We start from the raw sequence: 3,555 nt of genomic DNA, 5'->3' as shown, positions 1-3,555 counted from the left end.
TGGGTCTGCAGGTAGTCGATGTGCGTTTCTTCGTCGGCCATGATCCGCTCGAGCAGCACCGCACTCGTGGAGTCCTGCTTCTGGCGGCACATGACGATGCCGGGCCTGAGTCTCGCGGCGACTTCCAGTTCGATGGCCAGGTCGCTCTCGAACTGCTCGCGCAGCGTCTGGCCGATGCGCAGCGAGAACAGCCGCTGGTAGTTCGGCAGGCCGTCGAGAAGAAGAATGCGATCGGTGATGGCCTCGGCGTGGTTCATCTCCTCGAAGGACTCGGCACGCGTGTGCTCCGCTATCTCGCTGAATCCCCAGTTCTGCTGCATCTTGGAATGCAGGAAGTACTGGTTGATCGAGGTGAGCTCGCTGGTCAGCTGCTCGTTGAGCAGCCGAAGGACGTCGGGGTCCCCCTGCATGTGTTCTCCTAACTCTCAGCCGTCCGAACCGGCGGCCGATAAAAGATCAGCAACTGCCCGATACCACCGGCGAGTCCCAGCGCCACCGACACCACCAAGCCAGCCCAGCCGTCACACCAGTTGTGCCCGAACAACAGCCAGTCGAGGCTGAAGCGGCCTGCCCCGATGGTCGCGATCGCGACCGCGCCGACCGCGAGCACCAGGTTGTACTCCCAGCCTTCCTTGACGATGAAAAACCCGTTGGGGCGGTGGACAGTCCACGCCGCCACCAGCATCAGCGCGACGAAGCCGGCGGCGGGGATCGGCGTCAGCAGTCCGGCCGCCAACCCGAGGCCGGCCGCGACCTCACACGTCGCCGCGATGCGGGCGTGCAATCCACCGGGTTTCATGCCGATGCTCTCAAACCATCGCGCGGTGCCCGGTATCCGCCCGCCGGCGAAGAACTTGTTGAATCCGTGCGCGGCCAGGGTCAGCCCGAGGCAGAGCCGCAGGATGAGCAGGCCGGTGTCGACCGCGTAGCCGTGAACTGTCATCGAAACAACCTCCTCACGCGTTTGACCGACGACTGCGGTGCGAGATCTCGAGCCTCCGCCTCCGTGGCTTTGATGATGGCTTGAACCGTACGCCGGCAGCGGCCGCAGTCCGACCCCGCACCGCAGGCATTGGCGACTTTCTTCGTCGTCGACGCTCCACCGGCGACCGCGTCCCGCACGGCTTGACTGGTAACCCCTTTGCACAGGCACACATACATCGAGGGGTTCCGTCCTACGCGTTCTCTTCGATGCGCATCATGTTCACGAACTCACCGACGAACAGCGGCGGATACGGGCCGACACCCGCACCAACCATCCATTCCGCGACCCCGTCGGGATGCTGAATCCATCGCCGCGCGTCCTCTTCGCTGTCGATCTCCTGGAGAATCAGCACCTCATGTTCATCGTCGAAAGCCCGGTAAAACCAGATCTTTCGGATGCCGGCCGCCCGCAGCCTGTCCGCGGCGAGGCGAACCCGCCCGATCAGGGTGGACACGTCGCGGACCGACGTCATCGCCGCCATCACGATGCCCGGCGGGGCAGGCTCCGATGATGTTGTCAGCTCCAGCTTTTCCACCATTTCACCGGCGAACACGCCGGGAATGTCGGTCACGCCGACCGCGTCGAACCAGTCGAACCACACGCGTGAGCGCAACAGGTCAACGACGGGTTCGGGGTTGCGGATACCCATCGTCACCAGCACGCGGCCCTCGTCGGTCGTCGACGCATACACCAGAACGTGATGCGCCCCGAGCCCGGCCAGCTCCGCCTTTCGACGTTGCAGCAGTGGCCACACGCGTCCCGGATCGGGGACGCGGTAATCCGAAGCGAGTATGAGCGTGGGGGTCCGGGTGTCGCTCATCGGTCCCATCTGCTAATCGCTGGCCGGCAGCGGCTTGGCTTCCTTGAGTGTCAGGGGCACGTGACCCACGCTCAGCGTGCCAGCACCGGCCTTGGTCACCAAGACCTCAGCGCCGGATTCGTCCACGTAGCGTTTCCCCATCATGTTGCCCGCGGCGAAGTCCGGATTCAGCGTTGCGCCGCCGGGGATCTCGGCGTCGAGCGGCAGCATCGGGACGCCGCCGGCGTGCAGGTCATCGAGGCGCTCGGTTGCGCGCACCACAATGACCTGCGTGTCACAAACCTGGCTGCGCAGGCGCGTACCCGTCTTGATCATCATTGCCCCTTCGTGTCGTAACGGAACCGGCTCGCCGGCCGGTAAGGTCGTCGACCAGCTCACGGCGGAGGACCTTCCCCGTCGGCGTCACCGGCAGCTGATCGCGAAACACCACCCAGTCGGGTGTGCGTGAACCTCGCAGGGTCTTGCGAACATAGTCGCGGAGTGCCTCGGGATCCGCGGTCGCCCCCTCCTCGGGCACCACGACCGCGGTGATGATCTGTCCCCATTCGGGATCCTCCACGCCGACGACCGCGACCTCGCGAACCGAGGGATGCTCCACGAGGACGTCCTCCACCTCGGCGGGCGCGACGTTTTCGCCGCCCCTGATGATCGTGTCGTCGGAACGTCCGGTGATGAACAGATAGCCGTCCGCGTCGACCATGGCGCTGTCTTTGGTCGGAAACCAGCCGTGCTCGTCGAGGACCGAGCCGATCTCGGCGTATCTGCCCGAGACCTGCGCCCCCCTGACGAAGAGTTCGCCGGTCTGATGCGGTCCGAGCACCGCGCCGTCCTCCCCGCGGATCTGGACCTCGATGCCGGGGACCGGCTGCCCCACCGAGCCGAGCCGCTTCCCGACCGCCTCGTCGGTGGCCTGTAGTGCCGCCCGATGGTCCTCGGGGGTGAGCACCGCGATCGTCGAACTGGTCTCGGTCAGCCCGTAGGCATTCACGAAGCCGACGTCCGGCAGCAGCTCGAGTGCCTTACGCAGCAGCGGCAGGGCAACTTTCGACCCGCCGTACGCCAGGCTGCGCAGTGTGGGGATCGATGCCGGACTGCTTTCGAGCTCGCTGACGATCCGGTTGAGCATCGTCGGCACCACGGTCGCGTTGGTGACCGACTCCCGGATCACCAGCCCGACCCAATCCTTCGGATCGAAGGTGCACTGATACACCATCTTTCGGCCCGCGTAAAGGTTCGACAACGCCGCGCCCACGCCAGCGATGTGGTAGGGCGGCACGCAGATCAGGGCGGCGTCGCCGGGTGCCGCCGAGTCGAATTCGACAGTCCCGGTGACGTAGCTGGTGAGGTTGCCGTGCGAGAGTTCCACCGCCTTGGGCCGCGACGTGGTACCGGAGGTGAACAGCAATATCGCGACGTCGTCGGGATCGGGGAACAGCGAGACAGGCTCGGCGGCGCGGGCCTCGTCGAGGAAAGCGTCCGACTCGATGACCTTCGCCCCGGCGGAGTGCGCGATATCGCAATACTCGCTGTCGCACACCACCAACGGGTCTTCGAGCCGCTCGATCAACTCGCACAGGGCCGCACCGCTCAGCCGATAATTCAGCGGCGTGAACGGCAGCCCGGCACGCGCGGAGGAGAAGATCAGCAGCGGCAACATCACGCCGCCGGTGCCGACGTAGGCCACACTGCGGGCGCCCGACGCGGCGAGAACGCCTGCGCCGCCGTCGGCCAACGCGTTCAGCTCGCCGAC

The 3,555-nt window shown here is 65.9% G+C and carries 6 protein-coding genes; all 6 read right to left on the bottom strand.

Translation table 11 applies throughout. From position 1 onward, the window contains the following. Positions 1–410, bottom strand: a 410-nt coding sequence (bfr, locus tag VKG81_RS18720; RefSeq protein WP_324398103.1) for a bacterioferritin, incomplete at its 3' end; no start/stop codon positions are given. An 8-nt stretch (positions 411–418) separates the two neighbouring features. Beyond that, positions 419–943: a DoxX family protein gene (locus tag VKG81_RS18715; protein WP_324398102.1), complete on the bottom strand. Its 525-nt coding sequence runs from the start codon at positions 941–943 to the stop codon at positions 419–421. Further along, on the bottom strand, positions 940–1,161 hold the full coding sequence (locus tag VKG81_RS18710) for a (2Fe-2S)-binding protein (RefSeq protein ID WP_324398100.1): 222 nt from the start codon (positions 1,159–1,161) through the stop codon (positions 940–942). The genes VKG81_RS18715 and VKG81_RS18710 overlap by 4 nt, the downstream gene beginning before the upstream one ends. 14 nt (positions 1,162–1,175) lie before the next feature. Beyond that, positions 1,176–1,805 carry a fatty-acid--CoA ligase gene (locus tag VKG81_RS18705; protein ID WP_324398098.1) on the bottom strand — a complete coding sequence of 210 codons (630 nt, stop codon included), beginning with the start codon at positions 1,803–1,805 and terminating at the stop codon, positions 1,176–1,178. A gap of 12 nt (positions 1,806–1,817) precedes the next feature. Next, positions 1,818–2,120 (bottom strand): hypothetical protein, encoded by a 303-nt coding sequence (locus VKG81_RS18700; protein ID WP_324398104.1) that lies wholly within the window; start codon positions 2,118–2,120, stop codon positions 1,818–1,820. Continuing rightward, on the bottom strand, positions 2,080–3,555 hold a 1,476-nt coding region (locus VKG81_RS18695; RefSeq protein ID WP_324398097.1), incomplete at its 5' end, for a fatty acid--CoA ligase family protein. The genes VKG81_RS18695 and VKG81_RS18700, both read right to left, overlap by 41 nt.

The sequence above is a fragment of the Mycobacterium sp. genome (assembly GCF_035314905.1).
Taxonomy (GTDB): Bacteria; Actinomycetota; Actinomycetes; order Mycobacteriales; family Mycobacteriaceae; genus Mycobacterium.
This window is presented reverse-complemented; position numbering and strand designations above follow the sequence as displayed.